This window comes from Cellulomonas sp. URHB0016 (assembly GCF_054057935.1).
Window position 1 is genome coordinate 33087 of record NZ_JBSRZU010000001.1, and the last position, 23655, is coordinate 56741.

The window sequence follows — 23655 nt, forward strand, 5'->3', positions numbered from 1 at the left end:
GGCCAGGGCATTCGCGTCACAGGTCGTCGGTCGCGAACGTGTCGCACGCCTCGAACGTGCCCTGCTCGTACCCGGTGGTGAACCAGCGGGCGCGCTGCTCGCTCGACCCGTGCGTCCACGTGTCGGGGTTCACGCCGCCGCCCGACTGCTCCTGGATGTGGTCGTCACCGACCGCCTGGGCGGCCGAGAGAGCCTGCTCGAGGGTCTCGGGCGTGATCGGAGCGAGGAACACGGTGCCTCTGTCCGGGTCGATCGTGGTGGCCGCCTTGCCCGCCCACATCCCGGCGTAGCAGTCGGCCTGGAGCTCCACGCGGACCGAGTCGGAGTCCGCACCCGTGCCCTGGCGCTGGGCCTGGTCCATGACGCCGGTGATCTGCTGGATGTGATGGCCGTACTCGTGGGCCTCGACGTACTCCTCGGCGAGAGGGCCGCCCTCGGCGCCGAACCGGCTCTGCAGCTCGTCGAAGAAGCCGAGGTCCAGGTAGATCGTGGCGTCGGGCGGGCAGTAGAACGGGCCGGTGCTGGACGACGCGGTGCCGCAGGCGGTGTCGGCCGTACCGTCGAACTTGAGCACGTCAGGCTGCGCGAACGCCGCGCCCGCGGCGGTCACGGTGGGGGACCAGTAGGCGTCCAGGGACTGGATCGTGGCCGAGAGGCGGCACGCCGGGTCCGTGTTCGCCTGCTCGACGCTGCACTCCCCGATGGTGCTCTCGCTCGCGTCGGCCGCGGCGCCGCCGCCGGCCACCCCGGACAGGTCGACCTGGCCGTTGGAGAACATGTACACGAGCGCGACGACGAGGGCAGCGACTCCGCCGCCGCCCGCGGCGATCTTGCCGCCGCTGCGCGTGCGGACCCGTCCACCCTCGAAGCTGCCACCATCCTGGAATGTCATCCGGGAAAGGTAGCCGCCGCAGGCGCGGAACCGCGCGGTGAGACTGGACCGATGTCCAGAGGTCGGACCGGCCGGCGGCACAGCGTCACCGGATCGGGCGAACGGCTCAGTCCTCGCCGATCCCGCGCGCGGCGAGCGCGTCTCCGGTGGCCCGCGCGTGCCCGACCATCCGGACGGCGGCCGGCACGAGGAGTGCGCGGGGCTCACGTTCGAGACCGCGTGCGCGAGCCGCGTCCCACGACTCGTGGGTGGTCTGCGCCAGGACGGGGATGGTGCGCAGCAGCAGGGCAACGGCCAGGGCGAACGTCTCGGGCGGGAGGCCGACGTGCCGCAGCGGGCGCACGATCCGGGCGAGGACGTCGAGCAGCCGGTCCGCCGGCGTGGTCGCGGTCACGACCGCTGCGAGCATCACGAGGGCGAGCAGGTCGGCGACGACCTCGACGGCGGTCGCCCAGCCGCGCGCCCACCACTGGTAGCCGCCGACGACGAGCGCCGTCACGAGCACGGGCCGCACCCCTGCCGCGGCCCGGTGCCACGGGACCCGCGAGGCGACCTGCACGAGGACGGCGACCGCCAGGGCGACGAGTCCGGAGGCCGGACCGTGGGCGACGGCGAGCGCGATGCCGGCGACGGCCAGGCCCGCGAGCTTCGCGCCGGCGGGAGCGCGGTGCAGCAGGCTTGAGCCCGGGTGGTAGAGGCCGAGAGGCCCGGCCCACGGCGCCCGCAGTGGCCCCGCGCTCCGCGCGCGTCGGCTCACCGGAGGTCACCGACCCGGTAGCTGGGGCCGGTCATGAGGTCGCGGTAATGACCGACCGCGGCCGAGGGGCTCCCGTCGAAGACGACCTGGCCCTCGTCCACGACCAGGACCCGGTCCGCGCGCAGGGCTGCGTCGAGGTCGTGCGTGACGACGACGACCTGCTGCTCGAGCCGGGCGAGCAGGTCGTCGACGACGCCGCGCCACCGCAGGTCCAGCAGGGTGGTGGGCTCGTCGCAGACCAGGACGTCGGGCTCCGTCGCGAGGACGCCGACGCGAGCGCGAGGAGCTGTCGCTGTCCTCCCGACAGGACGTGCACCGGCACCTCGGCCCGATCGGCGAGAGCGAACCGTTCCAGAGCCGCGCGGGCCGCGACGTCCCGCTCCTCGGCAGTCATCGTCAGGCGGCGCAGCGACAGCGCCACGTCCTCGACGGGGGTCGGCATCACGAGCTGGGCGTCCGGGTCGGTGAACACGAAACCGACCCGCCTGCGGACCGCCGCCCCGTCGCGGGCCGTGTCCAGCCCGTCGACCGTGACCGTGCCCGACGACGGCAGCACGAGCCCGTTCAGCAGCCGCGCGAGGGTCGACTTGCCCGACCCGTTGGACCCGACGACCGCGATCCGTCGCTCCTCGAGCCGCAGCGTCACCGGCCCGAGGAGCGTGACGACGCGGTCGGCACCGCCTCCCGGGTCCGGGCTGTAGGCGGTGACGACCACGTCGTCGAGGGCGAGGACGGCCACGGGTCGGTCAGCGCCGGGTGCGCAGCAGGTCCGGGTACGCGCGGAAGACGGCGAGCGCGACGCCGGCGGCGAGCAGATTCTTCACGATGTCGCCGGGCCAGTACTTCAGGTCGAAGGTGAAGGCCTCGGCATAGGACAGCCCGAGGGTCAGGTGCAGGCCGATGATGCCGCCGAGGTGGATCGTGAAGATGCTCGCCAGCAGGCCGGACAGGAACAGCCCGACGTAGCGCCAGGCGGTCGGCAGCCGCAGGGCGTACCCGGCGAGGTACCCGGCCAGCGCGGCCGCGAACGGGAAGGCCAGGAGGTACCCGACCGACGGCTTGGACAGGACCGCGACGCCGCCCGTGCCCTCGGCGAACACGGGCAGCCCCGCCAGGCCCACGGCCAGGTAGAGGAGGACGGCCAGCGCGCCGCGCTTCCAGCCGAGCACGAGCCCGGCGAGCATCACGCCGAACGTCTGCAGCGTGATCGGCACGGGTGTGCCCGTCGGGATGGCGGGGACCAGGGCGCAGACGGCGATGAACGCGGCGAAGGTCGCGATCAGCGCGACGTCGGTCGCGACCGAGCTGCGCTCGACGGGAGCCGGGGGAGCGGCCGGGTCGTCGCTGACGGTCAGGGCGGTGGGCTCGTGCTCAGGTGCGCTGGACATGGGTCCCCCTCGGGGTCGTGACGGGTTGCGGCGATGACTGCTGGCAACGGGTGCGACGGCGGACCCTGCGACCGCTCGCCACGCTAGCGGGTCGTAGAATTGCGGTCGTTTGCGCCCGCGGCCAAGACCCGGACGCCTTTATCGGAGGAAACCCACCACGTGATCACCGCCCAGGCCGTCGAGCTGCGCATCGGCGCCCGCGTGCTGCTGGAACCGTCGACCTTCCGCATCGCCGCCGGGGACCGCATCGGTCTCGTCGGCCGCAACGGTGCCGGGAAGACCACGCTGACCAAGACTCTCGCGGGCCAGACGCAGCCGACCGGAGGTCACATCTCGCGTTCCGGGGAGGTGGGCTATCTGCCGCAGGACCCGAGCAGCGGTGACACCACGCAGCTCGCGCTGCACCGCGTCCTGTCCGCGCGCGGGCTCGACGAGGTCGTCCGCGCGATGCGGGAGACCGAGGGGGCGATGGCGAGCGCGGACGACGAGACGCGTGAGGCGGCCATGGACCGCTACACGCGTCTCGAGGCCCGGTTCACCGCCGCCGGGGGCTACGCCGCCGAGAGCGAGGCGCACCGGATCACGTCGAACCTGGGGCTGGACGACCGGGTGCTCGGCCAGACCATCGGTACCCTCTCCGGTGGTCAGCGCCGCCGCGTGGAGCTCGCCCGCATCCTGTTCTCCGGTGTGGACACGCTCCTGCTCGACGAGCCGACCAACCACCTCGACGCGGACTCCATCGCGTGGCTGCGCGACTACCTCAAGGCGTACGCGGGCGGGTTCGTCGTCATCTCGCACGACGCCGACCTGCTGCGCGCGACCGTGAACAAGGTGTTCCACCTCGACGCGAACAGGTCGGCGCTGGACCAGTACTCGCTCGGCTGGGACGCCTACCTCCTGCAGCGGGAGACGGACGAGAAGCGCCGTCGTCGTGAGCGGGCCAACGCCGAGAAGAAGGCGTCGGTGCTCATCGCGCAGGCCGACAAGATGCGGGCCAAGGCCACGAAGGCCGTCGCCGCGCAGAACATGGCACGCCGGGCGGAGCGGCTGCTCTCGGGGCTCGAGGAGGTGCGGGCGTCGGACAAGGTCGCCCGCCTGCGGTTCCCGGACCCGGCGCCCTGCGGCCGCACGCCGCTGACCGCCGAGGGCCTGTCGAAGTCGTACGGCTCCCAGGAGGTCTTCACGGACGTCGACCTCGCGATCGACCGGGGGAGCAAGGTCGTGGTCCTGGGCCTCAACGGCGCCGGGAAGACGACGCTGTTGCGCATTCTCGGAGGCATCGAGAGGTCGGACACCGGTGAGGTCAAGCCCGGCCACGGTCTCAAGCTCGGCTACTACGCCCAGGAGCACGAGACCCTCGACCTCGAGCGCACGGTCGTCGAGAACCTGCGGACGGCGGCGCCCGACCTCACCGACACCCAGGTGCGCTCGGTGCTCGGGTCGTTCCTGTTCTCGGGCGACGACGCCGACAAGCCGGCGCGGGTGCTGTCCGGGGGCGAGAAGACCCGTCTGGCGCTGGCGGCCCTCGTGGTGTCCAGCGCCAACGTGCTGCTGCTGGACGAGCCGACGAACAACCTCGACCCGGCGTCGCGCGAGGAGATCCTGGCGGCGCTGCGCGGGTACCAGGGGGCCGTGGTCCTGGTCTCCCACGACGAGGGTGCGGTGTCGGCGCTCGACCCGGAGCGGGTGCTGCTCCTGCCGGACGGCGACGAGGACCTGTGGGGACCCGCGTACCTGGACCTCATCGCCCTGGCGTGACCCGACCCGTTCGTCCGCAGCAGGACGAGCGTCCACGATCCGGGCGGGATGGTTCAAGGTTCATCCACTCGTCCACCATGTGCGCCTGACGCATCGGCGATCGCCGAGATCCCGTCGGCCGCTCGCCAGCTGCCGTCCACGGGCTGCGCCGACCCTCGGAACCGCCACTTCCGGCACCGGTGCAGCGACGGCCGTGAAGGCGACGACGAGGGGTACGACGATGGAGTCCGACAGCACACAGGTGGCGACGCGCCGATGGAAAGGGCTCGAGCTGCCCGTCGCGGGGCAGTACGACCTCGACATGGCGCACAAGCGGGTCGGTTTCGTCGCCTCGCACATGATGGTGAGCCAGGTTCGCGGCGAGTTCGCGGCCGCCGCCGCGACGATCGTCGTCGCCGAGGACCCCCTCCTGTCCAGCGTCACGGCGATCATCGGGGCCGAGTCGCTGACCACGCACAACGAGGAGCGCGACACGCACCTCAAGAGCCCGGACTTCCTCGACGTCGAGCGGTACCCGGCCGTCGAGTTCCGCAGCCGTCGCGTCGAGCGGCTCGTGGCGGACGACGCGATCGCGCACTGGGCCCGGCTGCGCAACCACCTCCCGGAGCGTTCGCACGTGTCCGCGGGCCTCATCGAGCGGACCGTGGGTGTCGGGGGTCGGTTCACCGTCGTCGGCGACCTGACGATCCGCGACGTCACCCATGAGGTCGAGCTCGAGATGCACTTCGGCGGTGCCCGCCGCGACCCGTACGGGCGAGAGATCTTCGGGTTCTCGGCCACGGCCGAGGTGAACCGCGAGGACTTCGGCCTGGTGTGGAACGTGGTGCTCGACAACGGCGGGTGGCTCGTCGGCAAGCGGGTGCGGGTCGAGATCGCGGGCGAGGCGATCCGTCAGGGCTGACGGTCGTGACCCGGGGTCACCCGGGCCGGTCGGTCGAGAGCTGGGCGTCGATCAGCGCGTCCTCGTGGTCCTCGTCGCGCCCGCCACGGCGGCGCGGCCGGTCGACGAGCGGTCCCGCGCCTCGCTGCGGCGGCCCGCCGGGTGCCCCGGGTGCCGACACGCGGACGACCGGAGCACCGTCGCCGCGCAGCTCGCGGTGAGCGGCGACCGAGAACGCGACCAGACCACCGAGCGCGAAGGTCCACCACTGGAAGGCGTACGACAGGTGGGACCCGGGATCGGTGCTGGGTGCCTCCAGGGGGCCGAGCGGAGCCGCGGCCGGCGGGTCCTCCTCCATCATCTGCCCGTACGCGGCGTAGGTCCCGGTCCCGTCCAGGCCGCCGGCGGCCAGCACCTGCTCCGTCGAGATGGCGTGCACCTGGCCGGCGGGGGCGCGCCGGGGGGACGCCTTCTCGTCGTGCCGCAGCCGGGCGGTGAGCGTGACGGACCCGGACGGCGGCGCGGGTGCTGCGACGTCGTCGCTCCCGTTCGCCCCGAGCGGCACTGAGCCACGGTCGACGACCAGCACGGTACCCACCTGCGTCGGGGCGTCCGCGGTGCCGGCCGAGGCGTCCTCGACGACGAAGGGGACGAGCACGTGGTAGGCCGCGTTGCCGTCCACCGGCCGGTTGCGCAGCAGCACGGTGGCGTCGTCCTCGTAGTGCCCGACCGCCGTGACGGGACGCCACTCGTCGCCGTCACTGATCGTGGCGCCGGCGCCGGCCAGGACCGAGTCGAGCGGCACGGGGGCCGCGGAGTAGTTCGCCTCGACGATCGCGATCTGGCCGTCGCGCCACAGGTGCCGGTTCCACTGCCACCGGCCGAGCCACGAGCATGCGACGGCGAGCACCACGGCGACGACGAGCAGCCCGGCCGCGCGTCGGACCGCCGGGCTCATGACGACGCGACCCGCTCGAGGTCGGACACGGGGACCACGTCACGCAGGAAGTCGCGGACGGCGAGGAACTGGGTGAGGTGCTCCCGGTGGTCGTCGCAGGCGAGCCACACCTTGCGGCGCTCCGGGGTGTGCAGCTTGGCGTTGTTCCACAGGAGCCCCCACACGGCCGGCTGGGAGCACCTGCGGGCGGAGCAGACCAGCTCGTCGACCGGGTCGGGGACCGGTCCGAGCAGGCTCACGGGCGACCGCCGAGCTGGCCGCTCGACCCGCTGCCGGGGCCGATCTCCCGCTGGGCCTCGAAGGCCACGTCGGTGTCGCGACGTTCACGGCCGGCGTTGGCGAAGATCACCGCGACGTAGGGCAGCACGACGGCGCCGACGATGAAGACCAGCGAGAAGGCGATCGGCAGGTGGCCCCACGTCAGGGTCGCGAGCGCGAAGCAGACGATGCGCACGCCCATCTGGATGAGATAGCGCTTCTGCCGGCGTGCGACGTCCACGCCCAGCGGCTCGGGGGCGGAGGTGATCCGGTGCACCTCGCCAGGAGTGCCCGGGCGCTCGCTCTTGCTCACCACCTGATCCTAGTCCGGCACCATGCACCCCTCGCCCCGGCGAGGCTTGTCCGGACCCGACAAGGCTCACCGGCGATCCTGTTCCGGGCACCTGCGCCGGTGAACGGGCCGAGTCGGATACCGTCGTGACCCGTGCCTGAGACTTCCGACAACGCGAACGCTCCCGCATCCGCCCCCCGCAGCGTGCTCGTCACCGGCGCGAACCGCGGTATCGGCCGCGCGATCGCCGAACGGTTCGTGGCGGCCGGGGACCGGGTCGCGACCATCTACCGCTCGGGCGACCTCCCCGACGGGGTGCTCGGCGTGCACGGCGACGTGCGCGACACGACCGCCGTCGACGCCGCCTTCACCGAGGTCGAGGCCGCGCACGGCCCCGTCGAGGTGCTGGTCGCGAACGCCGGGATCACCCGCGACCAGCTGCTGATGCGCATGAGCGACGAGGAGTTCAACGAGGTCCTCGACGTCAACCTCACCGGCTCGTTCCGCGTCGCCCGACGATCGTCCAAGGGCATGATCCGGCTGCGCCGCGGCCGCATCGTGTTCATCAGCTCGGTGGTCGGCCTGTACGGGTCGCCGGGCCAGGTGAACTACGCGGCGTCCAAGGCCGCCCTCGTGGGGATGGCACGCTCCATCACGCGCGAGCTCGGCGGTCGAGGCATCACCGCGAACGTCGTGGCCCCCGGGTTCATCGACACCGACATGACGCGTGCGCTGCCCGACGCTCAGCAGAAGGCGTACGTCGACGCGATCCCGCTCGGCCGCTTCGCCCAGCCCGACGAGGTCGCAGCGGTCGTCGAGTTCCTCGCCTCCGACGCCGCCCGCTACGTGTCCGGGGCGGTCGTCCCTGTCGACGGCGGCCTGGGCATGGGCCACTGACCTCCTTCCCGCACTACGAGAAACGGAATCGCACCATGGGTCTGCTCGACGGCAAGAAGCTCCTCGTCACCGGTGTGCTCACCGACGGCTCGATCGCGTTCCACGTGGCCCGCCTGGCACAGGAACAGGGCGCCGAGGTCGTGCTCACGTCGTTCGGCCGCCAGTTCCGGCTCACCCAGGCCATCGCCCGCCGTCTGCCCGCGGAGGCGCAGGTGCTGCAGCTCGACGCGACCTCGCAGGAGGACCTCGACGCCCTGGCGGACCGCGTCCGCGAGACCGGCCTCGACCACCTCGACGGCGTCGTGCACTCCATCGGGTTCGCGCCCCAGTCCGTGATGGGCGGCAACTTCCTCGCCGGACAGTGGGACGACGTCGCGACCGCGCTGCACGTGAGCGCGTACTCGCTGAAGTCGCTCGCGGTCGCCGCACAGCCGCTGCTCGTCAGGGGCTCCGCGGTCGTCGGCCTCACGTTCGACGCGCGGTACGCGTGGCCTGTGTACGACTGGATGGGCGTCGCGAAGGCCGCCTTCGAGTCGACCGCCCGGTACCTCGCACGTGACCTCGGTCCGCACGGGGTGCGCGTCAACCTCGTCTCGGCCGGTCCCATCCGGACCACGGCCGCGAAGTCGATCCCCGGCTTCGAGGCGATGGAGGGCGGCTGGCCCGAGCGTGCGCCCCTCGGTTGGGACGTCACCGACCCGGAGCCCACCGCGCGTGCCGTCGCCGCCCTGCTGTCCGACTGGTTCCCCGCCACCACCGGCGAGATCGTGCACGTCGACGGTGGCGTGCACGCCATGGGCCTGTGATGGCACTCTGAACCGGTGACCGACGTGTCCCAGGACCTGCGCACGCTCCTGCTGCTGCGCCATGCCAAGTCCGAGCACCCCGAGCGGATCAGCGACCACCAGCGGCCGCTCTCACTGGTCGGCCGACGGCAGGCGCCCCTGGTCGGTGCGGCCATCACCGCCGCCGGTCTGGTGCCGGATCTCGTCCTGTGCTCGTCGAGCCTGCGGACCCGGCAGACGTGGGAGCTCGTGCGCACGACGCTGGACGCGGACCCGCGGGTCGAGCTCCTCGACGAGATCTACGAGGCGGGCGTCCGGTCCCTCCTCGACCTCGTGCAGGCGGTGCCGGAGGAGATCCGGACCCTGCTCGTGGTGGGCCACGAGCCGACGATGTCGCAGACGGCCGGCACGCTCGCGGGCCCGGAGTCCGACGCGACGACCCTCGCGCGGGTCCGCGTCGGTGTCCCCACGGCGTCCTGGAGCTGGCTCGAGAGCGACGGGCCGTGGTCGGACCTGGTGCCCGGGTCCGCGACGCTGCTCCGCCTCACGCTGCCGGAGTGACCGATCGCTCGACCTGACCCCGCCGCGGCACCCACGAGCGCGAGACCGGCCAGGTCTCAGCAGCCGCTCGCGAAGACCGGCAGATCCAGCACGGCGTCGAGCCGGTCGCGGACCACGGCGTCAGCCGCGGCGCACACCACGGGCTTGGCGTTGAACGCGATGCCGAAGCCGGCGGCGGCGAGCATGTCGAGATCGTTCGCGCCGTCGCCGATCGCGACCGTCCGCTCGAGCGGGATGCCGCTCGCTGCGGCGTAGTCGGCGAGTGCCACGGCCTTGGCGGCCCGGTCCACCACCGCGCCGAGCACCCGTCCCGTCAACCGGCCGTCGGCGACCTCCAGCCGGTTCGCCCGGGTCAACCGGATACCGACCCGTGCGGCGAGCGGCTCCACGATCTCGACGAACCCGCCGGACACCAGGCCGACCGGCCACCCGCGGCGGTCCATCTCGGCGACCAGCTCGACCGCGCCGGGCGTCAGCACGACCTGCTCCAGCACGTCGGCGAGCACCGACTCGGGCAGTCCGGCGAGTGTCGCGACACGCTGGTGCAGCGACTCCGCGAAGTCGATCTCGCCACGCATCGCCGACTCGGTGATCGCGGTGACGAGCGGCTCGGACCCGGCACGGGCGGCCAGCATCTCGACCACCTCACCGGTGATGAACGTCGAGTCGACGTCCATGACGAGGAGGTGGCGGGCCGGCTGGTCTGTGGTCACGGCTCGCAGGGTAGTGCGGGCACGGACTGGCGTGCGGACGGGACCACGACGCGAACTGCCCGGCGCACACGGCGCGGCGGGCGGTTCCGCTGCGTCAGTCCGAGATGATCGTGCCCTTCGGCACGACCGTGATGCCCGTCTCGGTCACGGTGAACCCCCGTGCCAGGTCGTGCTCACGGTCGAGCCCGATGCGGGCGCGCTCCGGCACGACCACGTTCTTGTCGAGGATCGCCCGGTGGATCTGCGCGTACCGGTTGATCTCCACCTCGTCCATGATCACGGAGTCGGTGATCTGCGCCCACGAGTGCGCCCGCACGTGCGGCGAGAGGACCGAGCCCGACACGGTGGCACCCGACACGAGCACGCCGGGGGACACGATCGAGTCGGCGGCGTGACCGAGCCGGCCGGCGCCGGCGTGCACGAACTTGGCCGGCGGCAGGCCCGTGTAGCCGGTGTAGAGCGGCCACTGGTGGTTGTAGAGGTTGAACACCGGCTCGATCGAGATGAGGTCGATGTTGGCCTCGTAGAACGCGTCGATGGTGCCGACGTCCCGCCAGTAGTCCCGGTCGCGCGGCGTGGAGCCGGGGACGTCGTTGCGGAGGAAGTCGTACACCCCGGCGGTGCCGCGCTGCACGAAGTAGGGGGCGATGTCGCCGCCCATGTCGTGCCGGGAGTCGGGATTCTCCGCGTCCGCCGTCACCGCGGCGACGAGCGCGTCCGCGTCGGCGACGTAGTTGCCCATCGACGCGAGGATCTCGCCGGGGGAGTCGGCCAGGCCCACCGGGTCCGTGGGCTTCTCGAGGAACGCCTTGATGCGCGCGGGGTCGGTGGGGTCCGTCTCGATGACGCCGAACTGGTCGGCCTCCTCGATCGGCTGCCGGATCGCGGCGACGGTGAACTCCGCGCCCGACGAGATGTGCGCGTCGACCATCTGGGAGAAGTCCATGCGGTAGACGTGGTCGGCGCCGACCACGACGACGATGTCGGGGCGCTCGTCCTCGATGATGTTGAGGCACTGGTAGATCGCGTCGGCGCTGCCCAGGTACCAGTGCTTGCCGACCCGCTGCTGGGCGGGCACGGCGGCCACGTAGTTGCCCAGCAGGGCAGACATCCGCCACGTCTTCGAGACGTGCCTGTCGAGGCTGTGCGACTTGTACTGCGTGAGCACGATGACGTGCAGGTACCGCGAGTTGATGACGTTGGACAGCGCGAAGTCGATGAGCCGGTACAGCCCTCCGAACGGCACCGCCGGCTTGGCCCGGTGGGCCGTCAACGGCATGAGCCGTTTTCCCTCGCCACCTGCGAGGACGATTGCGAGGACCCGAGGCGCTGCCATGGGCACGACCCTAGGCCCAGGTGACCGTCCCGGCGAGGCGTGACCCGCGCTACGCGCTAGCGTGTCGGAAGGAGCTGTGTCCGTCCGGACCGGCCACGACCCGGAGGTGTGCGCGTGCGCGTCGACCTGCTCACCCGCGAGTACCCGCCGCACGTCTACGGGGGCGCCGGCGTGCACGTGGCAGGGCTGTCCCAGGTGCTGCGCCGCACGATCGACGTGCGGGTGCACTGCTTCGACGGACCGCGCGACGAGCCGGGTGTCCAGGGGTACTACGTGCCGGCCGAGCTGGCGGCGGCCAACGCCGCGCTGCAGACGCTCGGCGTGGACCTGGAGATGGTCGACGCGGTCGGCCGCACGGGCGACGACGGCGTCGCGAGCGACCTCGTCCACTCGCACACCTGGTACGCGAACATCGCCGGCCACCTCGCCGGTCTGCTGCACGGCCTGCCGCACGTCGTCACCGCGCACAGCCTCGAGCCGCTCCGGCCGTGGAAGGCGGAGCAGCTGGGCGGTGGGTACGCCCTGTCGAGCTGGGCCGAGAAGACGGCGTACGAGGCTGCGGCCGGAGTCATCGCCGTCAGCGGCGGGATGCGGGACGACATCCTGCGGTCGTACCCGGCGATCGACCCCGCGAAGGTCCACGTGGTGCACAACGGCATCGACCTGGACGGCTGGAAGCGGCCGACCGGCGAGGCAGCGCGAGCGGCCGGAGACGCGACGGTGCGGCGGCTCGGCATCGACCCTGACCGTCCGTCGGTGGTGTTCGTCGGCCGGATCACCCGGCAGAAGGGCCTGCCGTACTTCCTCCGGGCGGCCGAGCGGCTCCCTGAGGACGTCCAGGTGGTCCTGTGCGCCGGCGCACCGGACACCCCGCAGATCGCCGCGGAGGTGACGGGACTCGTCGACCAGCTGAGGCAGAGGCGGTCCGGCGTCGTGTGGATCGAGCAGATGCTCCCGCGCGACGAGCTCGTGGCGGTGCTCGACGCAGGCACGCTGTTCGCCTGCCCGTCGATCTACGAGCCGCTCGGCATCGTCAACCTCGAGGCCATGGCCGTCGGGCTGCCGGTGGTCGGGACGGCGACCGGTGGCATCCCCGAGGTCATCGACGACGGTGTCACCGGCACCCTGGTGCCGATCGACCAGCTGCAGGACGGCACCGGCACGCCCGTGGACGCCGAGCGGTTCGTCGGTGACCTCGCCGCGGCGCTCACCGACCTCGTCACCGACCCGGAGCGGGCGGCGCGCTGGGGACAGGCCGCCCGGCGGCGGGTGGAGGACCACTTCTCCTGGGAGGCCATCGCCGCACGGACGGTGGACGTCTACCGCCGCGTGCTCGCCTGACCCGACCGGCCGGCGCCGGGCGTCGTTGCCGTCCGTGTCACGGCGCGATCCAGGTCGCGGCGGCGGCCATCGCCCGTCGGGCCACCCGGTCGACCTCGCGCAGCGCGGTCGAGCGCTGGTCCGCCTGCCAGAGGTTGACGGCGCCGCCGTCGTCCCGCGCGGCGAGCGCCACGATGTCGCGCAACCGCGCGGCGCTGGCCAGCACCCGCACCCGGCGGCCGTCGAGCCCGTCCGGAAGCCGTCGGGTCGACAGCTGCGCGTCCCGTACACCGGCGATCTGCTCCGCGGCCTCGGGCCGCCAGCGTGCGACGTCGAGCCGGACCAGCGCCTCGGTCGCATCGATCAGACCCTGCCGGAGCTCGCGCTCCGCGTCCGCGAGCGACCCCGTCGTGCCCAGCACACCGGTACGCCAGTCCGCGACCTCGTGGAGCCGCCACGAGACGAGGTGCCCGGGCTCGATCGCCGAGCCGAAGCGCTCGACGGTCGGGACGGCCGCGAGGCAGGCACCGGGCGTCCGCACGAGCACGCACTCGCCGGCCTCCAGCGCGGCGCCGCTGACGGACGCAGGGACCGACGCAGGGTCGCCGGCCGCAGGGACGGCGGCGGCGACGTCCCGCGGCCGGTCCCCGCACCGGTCGAGCAGGCGGGCCAGCGGGCCGGGCGTCTCGTCGTCGTCGCCGCGGACCGTGTGCGGCTCGTCGTCGGCCTGGACGGCCCGCAGCAGTGCCGGACGGTCGGCGTCGGGCTCGGACAGCCACAGCGCCAGCAGCACGGATCGGGGCAGCTCGAGGGTGCGGTCCACCGGACAACCGTAGGCGGCTCGGCGCCGGTGGGGCGGAGCCGGGGGGTGTGACGCGGACGTGACCCAGGCCACGCGACGGCCCTCGTCGTGCGGCCGTCGGGGCTGCGGGCGGCGGTTAGGGTCGTGCCCATGACCGACGTGCTCGACCTGCAGGACGTGACGATCCGCCGGGGGACGACGACGATCCTCGACCGCGTGACCTGGACGGTCCGCGAGGGTGAACGCTGGGTGGTGCTGGGCCGCAACGGTGCCGGCAAGACGACGATGCTGCAGGTGGCGTCGGGGCGCATGCACCCGTCGAGCGGCACCGCCCACCTGCTCGGCGAGCGGCTCGGCCAGGTCGACGTGTTCGAGCTGCGGCCGCGGATCGGGCTCTCGAGCGCAGCGCTCGCGGACCGCATCCCGCCGGGGGAGACCGTCCGCGACGTGGTGCTCACGGCGGCCTACGGGGTCACCGGTCGGTGGCGCGAGTCGTACGAGCAGCTCGACGAGTCGCGGGCGACGGACCTGCTCAGCGCGTTCGGCGTGCAGCACCTCGCGGACCGGTACTTCGGGACGCTGAGCGAAGGGGAGCGCAAGCGCGTGCAGATCGCACGTTCCCTGATGACCGACCCCGAGCTGCTCCTGCTGGACGAGCCCGCCGCCGGCCTCGACCTCGGCGGCCGGGAGGAGCTCGTCGCTGCGCTGTCGGAGCTCGCTGCGGACAGGCGCTCGCCCGTCCTGGTGCTCGTGACCCACCATGTCGAGGAGATCCCGCCGGGGTTCTCGCACGTGCTGCTCCTGCGCGACGGCACGGTCTTCGCGGCAGGGCCGACGCAGGAGGTGCTCACCGCCGAGAACCTCTCGGGGGCGTTCGGCGTCGACCTCCTCGTCGACCACCGGGACGGCCGCTGGTCGGCCCGCGCCGCCGCCCCGCGCTGACACCCACATCCGTGCTCCGAACGTCCGACGAGGGCAAAGCGGACGTCTAGGATCGGTGCGTACTGCGAGGTCCATCGACGGACGTCGCACGGCCAGGAGGTCGCACTGATGGAGTGGCTGTGGTGGGTCGGAGCGGCGCTGCTCCTCGGCATCATGGAGATGCTGACGCTGGGGCTGGTGTTCGTCATGTTCGCGGGTGGGGCGCTCGCCGGAGCGGTGGCGTCCGCCCTCGGCGCCTCCGTCCCCGTGCAGATCCTCGTGGCGGCGGCCACCTCCGCCCTGCTGCTGGGCGCGCTGCGTCCGTGGCTGCTGCACCACCTGCGTCAGCGGAGCCCGCTCGTCGAGACCAACTCGGCGGCCCTCGTCGGCCGTGACGCCGTCGTCGTGTCGACGGTGACGGTCGACAGCGGTCGCGTGAAGCTGAACGGGGAGGTGTGGAGCGCCCGTGCCGACGCCGGCTCCGCGATCCCGCCGGGCACCTCGGTCCGCGTCTCCCGCATCGAGGGGGCAACGGCCCTGGTGACCCCGTCGGTCAACGGCCCCGGTGCCGTGCCCGGCGTCGGCGGCGGCACCGTCCCTCGCGCCTGACCCGGCCTACGCCGGTCCCGTACCGCCGCGCCGGCGAGCTCGTCGGCGTGTGAACATCCCCCAGGAGGATCCATGGACGACACGACCAACGTGGGCCAGCTCGCGTGGACCATCGTGCTCGGGCTCGCGCTGCTCTTCCTCGTCGTCGCACTCGTCCGCTCGGTGCGGATCGTGCCGCAGGCTGCCGCGATCATCGTCGAGCGGCTGGGCCGCTACTCGCGGACGCTGGACGCCGGCCTGCACCTGCTCATCCCGTTCGTCGACCGGGTCCGTGCGGGGGTGGACCTCCGTGAGCAGGTGGTGTCGTTCCCGCCGCAGCCGGTGATCACGTCCGACAACCTCGTGGTCAGCATCGACACGGTCATCTACTTCCAGGTGACCGAGCCGCGGTACGCGGTGTACGAGATCGCCAACTACATCCAGGGCATCGAGCAGCTCACGGTCACCACGCTCCGCAACGTCGTCGGGTCGATGGACCTCGAGCAGACCCTGACGAGCCGCGACCAGATCAACGGCCAGCTCCGCGGCGTGCTCGACGAGGCGACCGGCAAGTGGGGCGTGCGCGTCAACCGGGTCGAGCTCAAGTCGATCGACCCGCCGGAGAGCATCAAGGGCTCGATGGAGCAGCAGATGCGTGCCGAGCGTGACCGCCGTGCGGCGATCCTCACGGCCGAGGGTTTCAAGCAGTCGCAGATCCTCGGGGCCGAGGGCGAGAAGCAGGCCGCCATCCTGCGGGCCGAGGGGTCCGCCCAGGCGACGATCCTCACGGCCGAGGGCGAGGCGCGCGCGATCCTGCAGGTGTTCGACGCCGTGCACCGCGGCGACGCCGACCCCAAGCTGCTGGCCTACCAGTACCTGCAGATCCTGCCGAAGATCGCGGCGACGCCGTCCAACAAGATGTGGTTCCTGCCGTCCGAGCTGTCGGGGGCCCTGGGGCAGCTCGCGAAGGGCTTCGGGGGCGGCTTCGTCCCGGACGGCGGTTCTCCGACACGCGCTCCGGGGACGTCGCCGCTCGGTGACGACCTGCCGCCCGTCTCCCTGACCGACCCGGCCGAGGCGCTGGCCGAGGCGCGTCGCGAGTCGGCGGCGGCGACCGCGGACGCGACGAGCGCGGGCACGCTCAGCGGGGTGCCGTTCGACCCGTCGGTCGAGCTGGGGCAGCGCCCGGGGGCGGGTGCGGTCCCGCCGCGTCCCACGCAGGCCCCTGCGCAGCCGCCGGCCTTCCCGCCCGCGCCGGCGCCGCAGGCTCCGCCGCCGGAGGACGCTCCCCAGCGCTGACGGTCGGCCACGCCTGCGTTCGCCCAGGGCGAACGCAGGCGTCGCTGTGAGGCCGTAGCGGAGTGAGTGCTCACTCAGTTAGGTTCGTCGCGTGAACACGACGGCGCACGACCCGCCGCGGCGTGCCGCACCGCTGCCGCCCGACGAACGACGACGGGCGATCCTGCAGGCGGTCGCGCCGGTGATCCTCGAGCGCGGCATCTCCGCCACCACGCGGGAGCTCGCCGAGGCCGCCGGAGTCGCCGAGGGGACCCTGTTCCGCGTCTTCGACGACAAGGCCACCCTCATGCGCGCCGCCGTGCACGCCGCGCTCGACCCGGCCGCCGCCGTGCCCGCCATCGACGCCATCGACCGCTCCCTCCCGTTGCGGGACCGTCTGCTCCGGCTCGCCACGATCGGCTTCTCGCGGGTCGACGAGATGATGCGCTGGATGGGCCTGCTGCACGAGGTCAGCCGGGCGGTGCCCGACCGGGCGGAGGAGGAGGCCGAGCGGGGGCGGCGCGAGTGGACGCAGCACCAGGAAGCGGGGACGGCGGCGCTCAAGGTGGCGGTCGTCGACCTGCTCATGCCGGACGCCGCGTCGTTCCGGCTCCCGGTCGGGCGGGTGGCCGACCTCTTCGACGTGGTCCTCATCGGCACCGCGATGCAGGCCGGCGACCTGACGCGGCGCGGCCGGAACGGGCCCACCACGCACGATCCCGAGGAGCTCGTAGAGCTCCTCCTGCACGGCGTGCTCCGCGGCACGCCGATCGAGACGGACGCACCAGCCCCCGTTCCCGCACTCGAGAGGACCCTGTGATGCTCCTGCGACTGCTCCGAGAGCACCTGCGCCCCTACCGTGGCGCCGTCACCGCGGTGGTGGTCCTGCAGGTCGTGCAGACGATCGCGACGCTGTACCTGCCCAGCCTCAACGCGCGGATCATCGACGACGGGGTGGTGCAGGGCGACACCGCCGAGATCATGCGCCTCGGCGGCGTGATGCTCGCCGTGAGCCTGGTGCAGGTCGTGTGCGCGATCGTCGCCGTCTACTTCGGCGCGAAGGCCGCCATGGCGTTCGGCCGCGACGTCCGCGGACGCCTCTTCGGGCACGTGCAGACGTTCTCGGCGCAGGAGGTCGGGAAGTTCGGCGCGCCGACGCTCATCACGCGCACCACCAACGACGTGCAGCAGGTGCAGATGGTGACGCTGATGACGTTCACCCTGATGATCATGGCGCCGATCATGCTGGTCGGCGGTGTCGTGATGGCACTCCGCGAGAACGCGGAGCTCTCGTCGATCCTGCTCGTCGCCGTCCCGGTGCTCGGCGTCGTCATCGGGCTGATCGTGTCCCGGATGGTGCCCTACTTCCGTGCGATGCAGAAGCGGATCGACGCGGTCAACCGGGTGCTGCGCGAGCAGCTCGCGGGCGTGCGGGTGGTGCGGGCGTTCGTGCGCGAGCAGCGCGAGTCCGCCCGGTTCGCCACCGCCAACCGCGACCTCTACGAGACCTCGTTGCGCACCGGCCAGCTGATGGCGCTCATGTTCCCGGTGGTCATGCTCGTGCTGAACCTGACCAGCGTCGCAGTGCTGTGGTTCGGTGCCCGGCTCATCGACGCCGGCTCGATGCAGATCGGGGCGCTGACCGCGTTCCTCAGCTACATCGCCTACATCCTCTTCGCCGTGATGATGTCGACGATGATGTTCGTGATGGTGCCCAGGGCCGTGGTGTCGGCCGACCGCATCGGCGAGGTCCTCACCACCAGCACGTCCGTGCTGCCCCCCGTGGAGCCGGTGCCGCTGCGTCGCGTGCGGCCCGGCCTGCTGGAGCTGCGGGGCGTCGAGTTCCGCTACCCCGGGGCCGAGGAGGCCGTCCTGCACGACGTGGACCTCGTTGCCGAGCCGGGCCGGACGACGGCGATCATCGGGTCCACCGGCTCCGGCAAGACGACGCTGCTCAACCTCGTCCCACGGCTCTTCGACGTGACCGAGGGTGCCGTGCTCGTCGACGGCGTCGACGTGCGCGACCTCGACCCCGAGGACCTCTGGTCGCAGGTCGGGATCGTCCCGCAGAAGCCGTACCTGTTCGCCGGGACCGTCCGCTCGAACCTCGAGTACGGGCATCCGGGCGCCTCCGACGAGGTGCTGTGGCACGCGCTCGAGGTGGCACAGGCCCGGTCGTTCGTCGAGGAGCTCGCCGACGGCCTGGACGCGCCGATCACGCAGGGCGGCACCAACGTGTCCGGCGGCCAGCGCCAACGGCTCGCCATCGCGAGAGCGATCGTGAGACAGCCGCACATCTACCTGTTCGACGACTCGTTCTCGGCGCTCGACTACGCCACCGACGCGGCCCTGCGGGCGGCGCTGGTCCCCGAGACGCGGGACGCCACGGTGCTCGTCGTCGCGCAGCGCGTCGCCACCATCCGGCACGCGGACAAGATCGTCGTGCTGGAGGAGGGCGCCGTCGTGGGCGTCGGCACCCACGCCGAGCTGCTGGAGTCGTCGGAGACCTACCGCGAGATCGTGTACTCGCAGGTCAGCGCGGAGGAGGCCGCATGAGCGCCGCACGTCCCCCCGCACGTCCCGTCACGCCGACGGCCCCGCCTCCCGGTTCGGGCGGGCGGCCCGCCGGGCGAGGCCCGGCCGCCTGGATGGGCGCGGCCGGCATGCCCGGTGAGAAGTCGATGGACTTCCGTGGGTCCGGCGCCCGTTTCCTGCGGGAGCTGCGCACCGAACGGCTCGTCCTCATCGGCGTCGTCGTGCTCGCCGTCGCCTCCGTGACCCTGTCCGTGATCGGGCCCAAGCTGCTGGGCAACGCGACCAACGTGATCTTCGACGGGATCGCGGGCAAGCAGCTGCCCGCCGGGATCTCCAAGGACCAGGCCGTGGCCGGTCTGCGGGCACAGGGGCAGGACCAGCAGGCCGACATGCTGGCGTCGATGGACGTCGTGCCGGGCCAGGGCATCGACTTCGACCAGCTCCGGGACATCCTGGTCGTCGTCCTGCTCGTCTACGTGGGTGCGTTCCTGTTCGGGTGGCTGCAGGGCCGGCTGACCGCCGGCGTCGTCCAGCGCACCGTGTACACGCTGCGCGAGAAGGTGGAGGCCAAGCTCGGCCGGCTGCCGCTGAGCTACCTCGACGGCCAGCCGCGCGGCGAGCTGCTGAGCAAGGTGACCAACGACATCGACAACGTGGCCCAGTCGCTGCAGCAGACGCTGTCGCAGCTCATCACGTCGGTGCTCACCGTGGTGGGCGTGCTCGCGATGATGTTCTGGATCTCGCCGCTGCTCGCGCTCATCGCCCTCGTCACCGTGCCGCTGTCGGTCTGGATCGCCGCCACCATCGCGAAGCGGTCACGGCCGCAGTTCATCGACCAGTGGGCGCAGACCGGCCAGCTCAACGCGCACATCGAGGAGATGTACACCGGGCACTCGCTCGTCACCGTGTTCGGCCGTCAGCGGGAGGCCGCCGAGGTGTTCGCCGAGCGCAACGAGAAGCTGTACGGGTCGAGCTTCAAGGCCCAGTTCATCTCCGGGACCATCCAGCCCGCGCTCGGGTTCGTGTCCAACGTCAACTACCTGATCGTCGCGGTCGTCGGCGGACTGTGGGTGGCGTCGGGGACCATGTCGCTCGGTGACGTGCAGGCGTTCATCCAGTACTCGCGGCAGTTCAGCCAGCCGATCAACCAGATCGCGTCCATGGCGAACCTGCTGCAGTCGGGCGTCGCCTCCGCCGAGCGGGTGTTCTCGCTGCTCGACGCGCCGGAGCAGGACCCCGACCCGGCGGCACCGGTCGCCCCCGAGCAGCCGGTCAGGGGCCGGGTGGTCTTCGAGAACGTCGCGTTCAGCTACTCGCCGGAGACGACCCTGATCGAGGACCTGTCGCTCGTCGCCGAGCCGGGGCAGACGATCGCGATCGTGGGGCCGACGGGCGCGGGCAAGACCACCCTCGTGAACCTCCTCATGCGGTTCTACGAGGTGGACGCCGGGCGGATCACGCTCGACGGCGTCGACACCCGGGACATGACCCGGCACGCGCTCCGGTCCCAGATGGGCATGGTGCTCCAGGACACGTGGCTGTTCGGCGGAACGCTCTCGGACAACATCGCCTACGGGGTGGACGGGGCGTCGCACGAGGAGATCGTCGCAGCGGCCGAGGCCACCCACGTCGACCGGTTCGTGCGGACGCTGCCCGACGGGTACGGCACCGTGGTCGACGACGAGGGCTCGAACGTGTCGGCGGGGGAGAAGCAGCTGCTCACCATCGCCCGGGCGTTCCTGGCCGACCCGTCGATCCTCATCCTCGACGAGGCCACGTCGTCCGTGGACACCCGCACGGAGGTGCTCGTCCAGCAGGCCATGAACGCGCTGCGTGCCGGGCGCACGTCGTTCGTCATCGCGCACCGGCTCTCGACCATCCGGGACGCCGACGTGATCCTCGTGATGGAGCACGGGGCGATCGTCGAGCAGGGGTCCCACGAGGAGCTCCTCGCGGCCGAGGGCGCGTACGCGCGGCTGTACGCCAGCCAGTTCGCGGCGGCCGTCTCACCGGTGGACTGACCGCGTGGACCGAACGGGTCGTCCCGCGGCACCAGGACCTCCGGCTGCGAGGGCGGCGCCGAACGCGACGTAGTCTGCGGGCATGTCCCCACCCCCGACCCCGCGACTGCGTCGAGACCGGCTGACGTTCACGTTGTACGGGTCGTTCGCGGTGTGGGGCTGGCTGCTGTACAGCTTCAACCCGAGCGTGCCGCTGCTGGCCGACGACCTGGGCATCTCCAACGCCCAGGCCGGTCTGCACGGGACCGCCATGGCCCTCGGCGGGATCCTTGCCGCGTTCGTCTCGCCGTGGCTCGTGCGCAGCCGCGGCAGGCGGGCGGCGCTGGTCTCGTCGTGCCTGCTCGTGGTCGTGAGCGTCGTCGCGATGCTCCTCGCGGCCGACCTGGTCTGGAGCCTCGCCGCGATGCTCGTCCTCGCGCTCGGCGGCAACGTGGCGATCGCATCGGCCCAGCCCGCACTCGTCGACCACCACGGCCCTGCTGCCTCCGCCGCCGTCACGGAGGCGAACGGCGTCGGCGCGAGCGTCGGGCTCGTCGGGCCGCTGGCTGTGGGTGCGACGGTGGCGCTCGGTTGGGGGTGGAGGCCCGCGGTCGCCGTGACGGCCGTGCTCGCGGTCACGTGCGCCGTGCTGTTCGCCCGGCTCCCCGTCGGCGGCGCCATGTCCCCGCCGCGCCCCCGGCTACCGGCGCCCGACGGGGCCGTGGCGGTCGCCGGCTCACCCACCTCCGCCGCCGCGTCCGGGCGACCCCGGTCGAGGATCCCGGCCTGGTTCTTCCTCGCTGCGCTCGTCGCCGGCGTGGCCCTGGAGTTCGCGACCACGTACTGGTCCACCGACCTCGTGCGTCAGCAGACCGGCGCCGGAGCAGGGATCGCCGCTGCCACCACCGCCGGGCTCGTGCTCGGGATGGCGACCATCCGGTTCATCGTGGGGCCGCTCTCGCTGCGGGTGTCGCCGGCGCTGCTGCTCGCCGGCTCGTTCCTCGTCTCGATCGTCGGCTGGGCGGTGCTGTGGACCGCGGCCACGCCCGCGACGGCGCTCGCCGGGCTGGTCGTCGCCGGGCTGGGGTACGGCGCGCAGTACCCGCTGTCGATCTCGTTGCTGCTCGCCAGCGCCCCGGGATCGGGTGACCGGGCGCAGGGACGCGCGACGTTCGCCGGGAGCGTCGCGGTCGGTGTCGCACCGTTCGCCCTCGGAGCGCTGGCCGACGCGGTGGGGGCGCACCAGGCCTTCCTCGTCGTCCCGGTGATCGCCGTGGTGGGCGCCTGCTCGGCGGCCGTCGGTGGACGGCTGCAGCGTGCAGCCGCGCCCGCCGTCACCGTCGGGACCACGCCGGCCGTGGACCCGGTGCGATAGCGGTTTCCACGTCTGGCAAGGTGAGACGTCGACGACGACGGACACTGAGGAGCAAGGAATGCACCATCACCTGGACCACGCCGCACGCGGCGCCGCCGACCCGACCCTGCGGCACCGCGTCGCGGACGTCGTACTGACCGTGCTCGGCCCGGACGGCGTCCCGCTCGCGGACACCGCCGTCGTGGTCGAGCAGCGCCGCCACGCGTTCCTGTTCGGCTGCACCGGGTTCGAGCTCATCGACCTCGCGAACGGAGAGGAGCCGGCGCCGTCGGGTGACGTCCCCGCACTGAGCGACCTGTGGCTCGACCTGTTCAACGCCGCGACGCTGCCGTTCTACTGGGGTCGGTTCGAGCCGGTCCGCGGCCGCCCCGACACCGCACGCCTGCTCCGGGCCGCGCAGTGGTTCGTCGACCGTGGGGTGCAGGTCAAGGGGCACCCGCTCGCGTGGCACACCGTGCAGCCGGCGTGGCTGCTCGACCTCACCACCGACGAGATCGCGCAGCTCCAGCGGGAGCGGATCCACCGGGAGGTCAGGGACTTCGCCGGGGTCATCGACACCTGGGACGCGATCAACGAGGTCGTGATCATGCCGGTGTTCGACAAGGAGGACAACGGCCTGACGCGGCTCGCGTGGGAGCGGGGGCGGGTGGAGACGATCCGGCTCGCGTTCGACGCGGCCCGCGAGACGAACCCCCAGGCGACCTTGCTGCTCAACGACTTCGACATGTCGACCGCCTACGAGTGCCTCATCGAGGCGGTGCTCGAAGCCGGCATCCAGGTCGACGTCCTCGGCCTGCAGAGCCACATGCACCAGGGCTACTGGGGCGAGGAGAAGACGCTCCGCATCATCGAGCGGTTCTCCCGGTTCGGCCTGCCCATCCACTTCACCGAGAGCACCCTGCTGTCCGGCGAGCTCATGCCCGCGCACATCGAGGACCTCAACGACCACCAGGTCGACGTGTGGCCGTCCACGCCTGAGGGTGAGCTGCGCCAGGCCGACGAGATCGTCCGCCACCACCGCACGCTCATGTCCCACCCGTCGGTGCACGGCTCGACGTACTGGGGCCTGCCCGACCGCGGCGCATGGCTGAACGCTCCCGCGGGGCTCGTGCGGCCCGACGGGACACCCAAGCCCGCCTACGACGCGCTGCGCGCGCTCGTGCGCGAGGAGTGGTGGCTGGCGCCGACCACGCTCGTCACCGACGGCGAGGGGCGCGTCCCCGTCTCCGGGTTCCTCGGGGACTACGCGGTGACCGCGGCCGGACGGTCGGCGACCTTCACCCTGGCGGCGGCGGGCGTCGGTACCACGACCGCCCGGCTCGCCTGACCCGCTCCGGGGTGGACCACGGCGGCAGGCTCGC

General features: G+C 72.5%; 23 protein-coding genes and 1 pseudogene. 14 read left to right on the forward strand and 10 right to left on the reverse strand.

Annotation, left to right across the window (positions count from 1 at the left end):
• Positions 1–16 precede the first annotated feature (16 nt).
• From ypfJ to ACVW07_RS00165, 4 genes and pseudogenes are all read right to left on the reverse strand, one after another.
• Positions 17–892 (reverse strand): KPN_02809 family neutral zinc metallopeptidase, encoded by an 876-nt coding sequence (ypfJ, locus tag ACVW07_RS00150; RefSeq protein WP_456817272.1) that lies wholly within the window; start codon positions 890–892, stop codon positions 17–19.
• Positions 893–998: 106 nt separating this feature from the next.
• Positions 999–1649, reverse strand: a complete 651-nt coding sequence (locus ACVW07_RS00155) for an energy-coupling factor transporter transmembrane component T family protein (RefSeq protein ID WP_456817273.1) — start codon at positions 1647–1649, stop codon at positions 999–1001.
• Positions 1646–2364: pseudogene (locus tag ACVW07_RS00160) on the reverse strand (energy-coupling factor ABC transporter ATP-binding protein). The gene ACVW07_RS00155 and the pseudogene ACVW07_RS00160 overlap by 4 nt, the downstream one beginning before the upstream one ends.
• A 31-nt stretch (positions 2365–2395) precedes the next feature.
• On the reverse strand, positions 2396–3037 hold the full coding sequence (locus ACVW07_RS00165; RefSeq protein ID WP_456817274.1) for a biotin transporter BioY: 642 nt from the start codon (positions 3035–3037) through the stop codon (positions 2396–2398).
• Between the two features lie 159 nt (positions 3038–3196).
• Between ACVW07_RS00165 and ACVW07_RS00170 the strand changes: the two genes are divergently transcribed.
• Positions 3197–4795 carry an ABC-F family ATP-binding cassette domain-containing protein gene (locus tag ACVW07_RS00170; protein ID WP_456817275.1) on the forward strand — a complete coding sequence of 533 codons (1599 nt, stop codon included), beginning with the start codon at positions 3197–3199 and terminating at the stop codon, positions 4793–4795.
• A gap of 220 nt (positions 4796–5015) precedes the next feature.
• Positions 5016–5696, forward strand: coding sequence for a YceI family protein (locus ACVW07_RS00175; protein ID WP_456817276.1), 681 nt, complete (start codon positions 5016–5018; stop codon positions 5694–5696).
• Between the two features lie 16 nt (positions 5697–5712).
• Here the strand turns inward: ACVW07_RS00175 and ACVW07_RS00180 are convergent, their stop codons facing one another.
• The 3 genes from ACVW07_RS00180 to ACVW07_RS00190 are packed head-to-tail and all read right to left on the reverse strand — an operon-like array spanning position 5713 to position 7204.
• Positions 5713–6633 (reverse strand): SURF1 family cytochrome oxidase biogenesis protein, encoded by a 921-nt coding sequence (locus ACVW07_RS00180; RefSeq protein ID WP_456817277.1) that lies wholly within the window; start codon positions 6631–6633, stop codon positions 5713–5715.
• The gene (locus ACVW07_RS00185) at positions 6630–6872 is read right to left on the reverse strand and encodes a hypothetical protein (RefSeq protein WP_456817278.1); all 243 of its coding nucleotides are present in this window, start codon (positions 6870–6872) and stop codon (positions 6630–6632) included. Before ACVW07_RS00185 ends, ACVW07_RS00180 begins: the two co-directional genes overlap by 4 nt.
• Positions 6869–7204, reverse strand: a complete 336-nt coding sequence (locus tag ACVW07_RS00190; protein WP_456817279.1) for a DUF3099 domain-containing protein — start codon at positions 7202–7204, stop codon at positions 6869–6871. The genes ACVW07_RS00185 and ACVW07_RS00190 overlap by 4 nt, the downstream gene beginning before the upstream one ends.
• Positions 7205–7336: 132 nt before the next feature.
• On the opposite strand from ACVW07_RS00190, the gene fabG reads away from it, so the two are divergent.
• Genes fabG through ACVW07_RS00205 form a run of 3 tightly spaced genes read left to right on the forward strand, consistent with a single transcriptional unit; the run spans position 7337 to position 9426 of the window.
• Positions 7337–8080 carry a 3-oxoacyl-ACP reductase FabG gene (gene fabG, locus ACVW07_RS00195; protein ID WP_456817280.1) on the forward strand — a complete coding sequence of 248 codons (744 nt, stop codon included), beginning with the start codon at positions 7337–7339 and terminating at the stop codon, positions 8078–8080.
• 35 nt (positions 8081–8115) lie between these two features.
• On the forward strand, positions 8116–8886 hold the full coding sequence (gene fabI / locus ACVW07_RS00200; protein WP_456817281.1) for an enoyl-ACP reductase FabI: 771 nt from the start codon (positions 8116–8118) through the stop codon (positions 8884–8886).
• Positions 8887–8901: 15 nt separating this feature from the next.
• Positions 8902–9426, forward strand: coding sequence for a SixA phosphatase family protein (locus tag ACVW07_RS00205; RefSeq protein ID WP_456817282.1), 525 nt, complete (start codon positions 8902–8904; stop codon positions 9424–9426).
• A gap of 56 nt (positions 9427–9482) precedes the next feature.
• Here ACVW07_RS00205 and serB read toward each other — a convergent pair whose 3' ends face one another.
• Positions 9483–10139: a phosphoserine phosphatase SerB gene (gene serB, locus ACVW07_RS00210; RefSeq protein WP_456817283.1), complete on the reverse strand. Its 657-nt coding sequence runs from the start codon at positions 10137–10139 to the stop codon at positions 9483–9485.
• A gap of 94 nt (positions 10140–10233) precedes the next feature.
• Positions 10234–11475, reverse strand: coding sequence for a glucose-1-phosphate adenylyltransferase (gene glgC / locus ACVW07_RS00215; RefSeq protein ID WP_456817284.1), 1242 nt, complete (start codon positions 11473–11475; stop codon positions 10234–10236).
• Positions 11476–11589: 114 nt separating this feature from the next.
• Between glgC and glgA the strand changes: the two genes are divergently transcribed.
• Complete coding sequence (glgA, locus tag ACVW07_RS00220) at positions 11590–12816, forward strand: glycogen synthase (protein ID WP_456817285.1); 1227 nt, start codon at positions 11590–11592, stop codon at positions 12814–12816.
• A 37-nt stretch (positions 12817–12853) separates the two neighbouring features.
• Here glgA and ACVW07_RS00225 read toward each other — a convergent pair whose 3' ends face one another.
• Positions 12854–13618 (reverse strand): hypothetical protein, encoded by a 765-nt coding sequence (locus tag ACVW07_RS00225; RefSeq protein WP_456817286.1) that lies wholly within the window; start codon positions 13616–13618, stop codon positions 12854–12856.
• 129 nt (positions 13619–13747) lie between these two features.
• Between ACVW07_RS00225 and ACVW07_RS00230 the strand changes: the two genes are divergently transcribed.
• The 8 genes from ACVW07_RS00230 (at position 13748) to ACVW07_RS00265 (ending at position 23621) form a co-directional block, all read left to right on the forward strand.
• Positions 13748–14539 carry an ABC transporter ATP-binding protein gene (locus ACVW07_RS00230; protein WP_456817287.1) on the forward strand — a complete coding sequence of 264 codons (792 nt, stop codon included), beginning with the start codon at positions 13748–13750 and terminating at the stop codon, positions 14537–14539.
• Between the two features lie 108 nt (positions 14540–14647).
• Positions 14648–15127: an NfeD family protein gene (locus ACVW07_RS00235; RefSeq protein ID WP_456817288.1), complete on the forward strand. Its 480-nt coding sequence runs from the start codon at positions 14648–14650 to the stop codon at positions 15125–15127.
• Between the two features lie 72 nt (positions 15128–15199).
• On the forward strand, positions 15200–16405 hold the full coding sequence (locus ACVW07_RS00240; protein WP_456817289.1) for an SPFH domain-containing protein: 1206 nt from the start codon (positions 15200–15202) through the stop codon (positions 16403–16405).
• Positions 16406–16496: 91 nt separating this feature from the next.
• Positions 16497–17204 carry a TetR/AcrR family transcriptional regulator gene (locus tag ACVW07_RS00245; protein WP_456817290.1) on the forward strand — a complete coding sequence of 236 codons (708 nt, stop codon included), beginning with the start codon at positions 16497–16499 and terminating at the stop codon, positions 17202–17204.
• The gene (locus ACVW07_RS00250) at positions 17204–18940 is read left to right on the forward strand and encodes an ABC transporter ATP-binding protein (protein WP_456817291.1); all 1737 of its coding nucleotides are present in this window, start codon (positions 17204–17206) and stop codon (positions 18938–18940) included. Before ACVW07_RS00245 ends, ACVW07_RS00250 begins: the two co-directional genes overlap by 1 nt.
• Positions 18937–20940 carry an ABC transporter ATP-binding protein gene (locus ACVW07_RS00255; protein ID WP_456817292.1) on the forward strand — a complete coding sequence of 668 codons (2004 nt, stop codon included), beginning with the start codon at positions 18937–18939 and terminating at the stop codon, positions 20938–20940. The genes ACVW07_RS00250 and ACVW07_RS00255 overlap by 4 nt, the downstream gene beginning before the upstream one ends.
• Before the next feature lie 82 nt (positions 20941–21022).
• On the forward strand, positions 21023–22294 hold the full coding sequence (locus ACVW07_RS00260) for an MFS transporter (RefSeq protein WP_456817293.1): 1272 nt from the start codon (positions 21023–21025) through the stop codon (positions 22292–22294).
• A 58-nt stretch (positions 22295–22352) separates the two neighbouring features.
• Positions 22353–23621 (forward strand): endo-1,4-beta-xylanase, encoded by a 1269-nt coding sequence (locus ACVW07_RS00265; protein WP_456817294.1) that lies wholly within the window; start codon positions 22353–22355, stop codon positions 23619–23621.
• The last annotated feature ends 34 nt before the right edge of the window (positions 23622–23655 follow it).